Annotated in this window: 4 protein-coding genes; 2 read left to right on the forward strand and 2 right to left on the reverse strand. The window is 66.8% G+C overall.

Translation table 11 applies throughout. From position 1 onward, the window contains the following. The first annotated feature begins 212 nt into the window (after nt 1-212). Complete coding sequence (locus N5C25_RS07695) at nt 213-1376, forward strand: acyl-CoA dehydrogenase family protein (RefSeq protein ID WP_279936726.1); 1164 nt, start codon at nt 213-215, stop codon at nt 1374-1376. A gap of 376 nt (nt 1377-1752) precedes the next feature. Here N5C25_RS07695 and N5C25_RS07700 read toward each other — a convergent pair whose 3' ends face one another. Next, nucleotides 1753-2232 (reverse strand): tRNA (cytidine(34)-2'-O)-methyltransferase, encoded by a 480-nt coding sequence (locus N5C25_RS07700; RefSeq protein ID WP_021202091.1) that lies wholly within the window; start codon nt 2230-2232, stop codon nt 1753-1755. A gap of 69 nt (nt 2233-2301) precedes the next feature. Next, nucleotides 2302-2778, reverse strand: a complete 477-nt coding sequence (locus N5C25_RS07705; protein WP_279936727.1) for a hypothetical protein — start codon at nt 2776-2778, stop codon at nt 2302-2304. A 415-nt stretch (nt 2779-3193) separates the two neighbouring features. Here N5C25_RS07705 and N5C25_RS07710 point away from each other — a divergent pair, with 415 nt between their 5' ends. Further along, a complete protein-coding gene (locus N5C25_RS07710) occupies nt 3194-6043 on the forward strand; it encodes a pitrilysin family protein (RefSeq protein WP_279936728.1) in 2850 nt (949 codons plus the stop codon). The last annotated feature ends 1 nt before the right edge of the window (nt 6044 follow it).

A 6044-nucleotide genomic window follows, 5' to 3' on the forward strand; every position in this document is an offset into this window, starting at 1 on the left:
GGTGCCTGGGAATCGCGCGTGCGGCCACGGGCGAAACGGTTGTTTGAATGTGTCAGGGTACCGGGACGCGCGTGATCGAGCTAGATAGACGCCGTTCACCACACGATTGCTGCAGCGCAGCGTAGTGTCTCAGCCCTGGTGGGGGCCAACCCTGTCGGCACGCACTGCCCGGATGACCGACAATGGCCGGGTCCTGACTGCGTGTGAGTGCCATGGCTTTGCATCCGTACGATCTGTTCGATGTCCGTTCCCTGCTCAATGAGGAAGAGCGTGCGGTGCAGGAGAGTGTCGCCCGCTTCACCGACGAGCGCGTGCTGCCGATCATCGGCGATGCCTTCGACCAGGCCCGTTTTCCGTCTGAACTGGTGCCGGAGATCGCGTCACTGGGCCTGCTCGGCGCAACGCTGCCGACCGAGTACGGCGGCGGTGGCCTCGGCGCGGTCAGCTATGGCCTGATCTGCCAGGAGCTGGAGCGCGGCGATTCCGGCCTGCGCAGTTTCGTCTCGGTGCAAAGCTCGCTGTGCATGTACCCGATCTACGCCTATGGCAGCGAGGAACAGCGCCAGCAGTGGCTGCCGGCGATGGCGCGCGGCGAGCTGATCGGCTGCTTCGGCCTGACCGAGGCGCATGGGGGTTCCGATCCTGCCAGCATGAAGACCCGCGCCGTGCGCGACGGCAGCGACTGGCGCATCAGCGGCAGCAAGATGTGGATCACCAGCGGCCCGGTGGCCGACCTGGCCATCGTCTGGGCGCAGACCGAGGACGGGATCCAGGGCTTCGTGCTGGAAAAGGACATGGCCGGCTTCAGCACCCAGGAAATCAAGCACAAGATGAGCCTGCGTGCCTCGCTCACTGGCGCGCTGTACTTCGATGACGTGCGCGTGCCCGACAGCCACCGCCTGCCCAACGTGATGGGCCTGAAGGGACCGCTGGGCTGCCTGACCCAGGCCCGTTATGGCATCAGCTGGGGCCCGATCGGCGCGGCCATCGCCTGCCTGGATGAAGCGCTGGGCTACGCCAAGGAGCGCGTGCTGTTCGGCCGCCCGTTGGCGGCCACGCAGAGCGCGCAGATCAAGCTGGCCGAGATGGCCCGCCGCATCACCACCGCACAGCTGCTGGCGCTGCAGCTGGGCCGCCTGAAGGAAGCCGGCCAGCTGCAGCCGCAGCAGGTCAGCCTGGCCAAGTGGAACAACTGCCGCATGGCCATCGACATCGCCCGCGAGTGTCGCGATCTGCTGGGTGGGGCCGGCATCACCACCGAACACGTGGCGATCCGTCACGCGTTGAACCTGGAATCGGTGATCACCTATGAAGGCACCGAGACCGTGCACCAGCTGGTGATCGGCCGCGAACTGACCGGCATCAACGCGTTCTGAGTGCACCGGTAGTGCCGGCCGCTGGCCGGCATTGTCCAGTAGCGTATTCGCAGGCGAGCGATCGGTGTACCGAACCGCGCACCGGACCGCGATGGGTTCAAGGACAGCCTGTACCGCGCGGCTGTCGGGTCCGCCTTGAAGCGAGCCGAGCACCGCAGGTCCGGCGGGGGCGAAGAGGCGCGGGTGTCTGAGCGTAGCGAGTTCCGCGCCGTCCCCCGGCGGGCCGAGGAGCGCAAGGCACCGGTGCGCAGCACCGGCTCGCGGATGGCGGCGCGTTTCTTTTGGTTACTTTTCTTTCCGCGCGGAAAGAAAAGTAACGCCCATGAACGCATGCGCCCGCCACAGCAACAATCAGGCAGAAGAGAGACGCGTGGAGCTACGCGCCGCCGGCAAACCCGTGCTGCCGCCACGCCTCGTACATCACCACGGCAACCGTGTTGGAAAGATTCAGGCTGCGGTTGCCCGGCCGCATCGGCAGGCGCAGGCGGCGGCCGTCGGGCAGGGCATCGAGCACGTCCTGCGGCAGGCCACGGCTTTCCGGCCCGAACAGGAATGCATCGCCCTCTTCAAAGGCCACGCTGTCGTAGCGCACGCTGGCGCGGGTACTGAGTGCGAACAACCGATTCGGTGCGATCCGCGCCAGCGCGGTGTCCAGGTCGGGGTGCACCTGCAGGCGCGAATACTCGTGGTAGTCCAGGCCGGCGCGCTTGAGCTGCTTGTCTTCCAGTGCGAAGCCGAGCGGCTCGACCAGGTGCAGCTGCGCGCCGGTGTTGGCGCAGAGCCGGATCACATTGCCCGTGTTGGGCGGGATTTCCGGTTGGAACAGGATCACGTGGAACTGGGGCGCGGCATTCATCGGCGCAGTGTACCTGCGACGACCGCCGCCTTTACGGCGCACGCCCTGCGCGAGGCAGGGCGGCACCGCTTACGGGCGCAGCAGGACCTGGGCGGTTTCGGTGGCCAGGGCCTGCAGGTCGGCGGCGCTCGGACGCACCTGCAGGGCCGGCAGGTTGACGATCACCTGGTTGGCGACGCTGGTGGCGGCGGCAGCCAGGGTCGCTGCGTAGCGCTGGGCTTCCAGTTCGGCGGCCAGGGCGACGCGCTGCTCCAGGCTCGGGCGCACTTCCACCGAGGCCAGGGTGGTGATCGGCATCGCGGCGGCGACCGCGGCGGCGACGTAGCCGTTGCGCTCGGCCAGCTGGTCGGCACTTGGGCGCACTTCCACGGTGGCCAGGGTCGGGATGCCGCTGGCCTGTTCCCAGGCCTGCTGGGCCAGCTGGTCGGCGGCCGGACGAACCTGCACGGTGGACAGCGTCTTGATGGATTCGGAGGCCTGCACCGACGAAACAACCGCGGTGCCGGCGATCAGGGCGATGGCGATGGCAATGGTCTTGGCGTTCATGACGGGGCCTGTTTAGTGTTGGTGATCAGTGGTGTGGTAGTAAGGTAGTACACCAATTCTGGGCGTGCAAGGAAAATTTCCGATTTCCTGCATTTGTTCAGTCTTCAGTCAGCTTTCGTCTGAAGCCCTTCCTGGCGCAGGAATTACCAAGCAATCCGCGTGCCAACTTTTAGTTATTGATTTAGAAGGAGTTTATTCGGATAGAGAAGTGTCCGGTGGGCGGACACCTGTCCATTCCTCGGGCCGCGGACACTGTCCGGGCGTTGCCTGCGGGCGCTTGTGACCGCCCCTCCCGGGCCGCAAAGCAGGGGTGGAGGGGCAAGGAGGCAAACACCCCCAGTGACTGGCGACCGATTCCTGCCGTTGCGCGCGCACGCTAGGATCGGGGTTCACCTATGTGACCAAGGATCCGGATATGTCTCTCGCCCTTCGCCCGCGCACTGCGCTGCTGGCCGTTGCCCTCAGCACCGCCCTGGGCACGCTTGTGCCTTCCCATGCGTTGGCGGCAAAGCCGGCCGCACCGGCCAAGGTCGATATCCCGTATGAGCAGTTCACCCTGCCCAACGGCCTGCGCGTGATCGTGCACACCGATCGCAAGGCGCCGATCGTCGCGGTCAACGTCTGGTATCACGTCGGCAGCAAGGACGAACCGGCCGGCCGCACCGGCTTCGCGCACCTGTTCGAACACCTGATGTTCCAGGGCAGCGAAAACCACGACGGCGAGTTCTTCGAGCCGTTCAAGCAGGTCGGCGCCACCAACCAGAACGGCACCACCAATACCGACCGCACCAACTACTTCGAGAACGTGCCCACCACTGCGCTGGACATGGCGCTGTGGATGGAATCGGACCGCATGGGCCATCTGGTCGGTGCGATCGACCAGGCGGCGCTGGACGAGCAGCGTGGCGTGGTGCAGAACGAGAAGCGCCAAGGCGAGAACCAGCCCTACGGCCAGGCCTGGGACCAGCTCAACAAGGCGCTGTATCCAGTTGGCCACCCGTACCACCACGGCGTGATCGGTTCGATGAACGATCTGAACGCGGCGTCGCTGGATGACGTGAAGACCTGGTTCCGCACCTGGTACGGCCCGAACAACGCCGTGCTGGTACTGGCTGGCGACATCGACCTGGCCACCGCCAAGGAAAAGGTTGGCAAGTACTTCGGCAGCATCCCGGCCGGCCCGACCATGGCGCAGCCGGCGGTGAACGTGGCCAAGCGCAGCGCCGACACGCGCGAGACGATGACCGACAAGGTGCCGCAGGCGCGTATCTACCGCGCCTGGAACGTGCCGCAGGTCGGTACCACCGAGGTCGATCAGCTGCAGCTGTTCGCGCAGGTACTGGGCGGCGCCAAGTCCTCGCGGCTGAGCCAGCGCCTGCAGCACCAGGACAAGCTGGTGGACAGCATCGCGGCAGGCCTGTCGACGTCGCAGCTGGGTTCGAACTTCGTGATCATGGCGACGGTCAAGCAGGGCCAGGACCCGGCCAAGGTCGAGAAGATCATCGACGAGGAGTTGGACCGGCTGATCAAGCAGGGCCCGACCGCCGCAGAACTGGAGCGCGCCAAGACCGGCGCCCGCGCCGGCTTCATCCGCGGCATCGAGCGCATCGGTGGCTTCGGCGGCAAGGCCGACGCCCTTGCAGAATGTGCGGTGTTCACCGGCGACCCGGGCTGCTTCCGCACCTCGCTGGCCAACATCGAGAAGGCCAGTGCCGCCGATCTGAGCCGGCTCGGCGCACAGTGGCTGGACAAGGGCAGCCACACCCTGGTGATCGCACCGGGTGAGCGCGTGGCGCTGAAGGAAGATCCGAGCCAGGCGCCGAAGCCGTTCACCGTGCCAGCGGTGGACCCGAAGTACAGCACGCTGCCGGAGCAGGTCGACCGCAAGGCCGGCGTGCCGCAGACCCGCGAGTTCCCGCAGTTGAAGTTCCCGGCGCTGCAGCGCGCGACACTGAAGAACGGTACCCAGGTGATCCTGGCCGAGCGCCATGAGATTCCGGTGGTGCAGTTCAGCTACCAGTTCCCGGGCGGCTTCAGTGCCGACCAGGGCCGCAAACCGGGCACCGCCAACTTCACCATGAGCCTGATGACCGAGGGTGCCGGCAAGCTCGGCTCGCTGGCCTTCGCCGATGCGGCGGATGCGCTGGGCGCCAGCCTGGATGCCTCGGCCGGCCTGGACTCGATGAGCGTGGACCTGTCGGCGCTGAAGGAAAACCTGGTGCCGTCGCTGGCGCTGTACCGCGACCTGCTGCGCGAACCGCGCTTCGAGCAGGGCGAGATCGACCGGGTCAAGGCGAGCTGGATCGCGGGCATCCAGCAGGAGAAGGTCAACCCGGGCGCGGTGGCGATGCGCGTGCTGCCCCCGCTGCTGTACGGCAAGGGCCACCCGTATGCCATTCCGTTCACCGGCAGCGGCGACGAGGCGGCGATCAACGGCCTGACCCGCGAGGACCTGGTCGACTTCCATCACGACTGGCTGCGCCCGCAGAACGGCACCCTGATCGTGGTTGGCGACACCACCCTGGCCGAGATCGTGCCGCTGCTGGACAAGCAGCTGGGCGACTGGAAGGCTGCCGGCGATGCCCCGCAGGTGAAGGCGGCCACCGACGTGGCGCTGCCGAAGGGCCCGCGCGTGTTCCTGATCGACCAGCCGGGCGCGGTGCAGGCCAACCTGTTCGCCGGCCAGGTGGTGGCACCTTCCAGCGCCACCAGCTCGACCCGCTTCGACATCGCCAACGGTGTGATCGGCGGCGACTTCACCTCGCGCCTGAACATGAACCTGCGTGAAGACAAGCACTGGTCGTACGGTGCGCGCAGCAGCGCGGTCAATTCGGTGGGCCAGCGCCCGTGGATGGCCAGCGCGCCGGTGCAGATCGACAAGACCGGCCCGGCACTGGCGGAAATGCGCAAGGAAATCGCCGCGTTCGCCGATGGCAGCAAGCCGGCCACCGCTGCCGAGGTCAACCGCATCCGCAATATCCAGACCCTGAGCCTGCCCGGTGCCTACGAGACCGCCAGCGCGGTGGCCTCGACCATCGGCTCGATCGTGCAGTTCAAGCGCCCGGACGACTACGTGCTGCGTCGCAAGGCCGAGATCGAGGCGATGACCCCGGCGCAGGTGCAGCAGGCCGCCGCCGAGATCAAGCCGCAGGCGCTGACCTGGGTGGTGGTGGGTGATCTCAAGCAGACCGAAGCGGCCGTGCGCGCCTTGAACCTGGGCGAAGTGACCGTGATCGATGCCGAAGGCAACCCGGTCAAGAAATAAG

The organism is Stenotrophomonas sp. GD03958, assembly GCF_029839005.1.
Lineage (GTDB): Bacteria > Pseudomonadota > Gammaproteobacteria > Xanthomonadales > Xanthomonadaceae > Stenotrophomonas > Stenotrophomonas hibiscicola.

What these genes read in the sequence shown, in the direction of transcription:
- N5C25_RS07695 (WP_279936726.1), top strand. Translation starts at nt 213, where the DNA reads ATGGCTTTGCATCCGTACGATCTGTTCGATGTCCGTTCCCTGCTCAAT.
- N5C25_RS07700 (WP_021202091.1), bottom strand. Translation starts at nt 2,232, where the DNA reads ATGAATGCCGCGCCCCAGTTCCACGTGATCCTGTTCCAACCGGAAATC.
- N5C25_RS07705 (WP_279936727.1), bottom strand. Translation starts at nt 2,778, where the DNA reads ATGAACGCCAAGACCATTGCCATCGCCATCGCCCTGATCGCCGGCACC.
- N5C25_RS07710 (WP_279936728.1), top strand. Translation starts at nt 3,194, where the DNA reads ATGTCTCTCGCCCTTCGCCCGCGCACTGCGCTGCTGGCCGTTGCCCTC.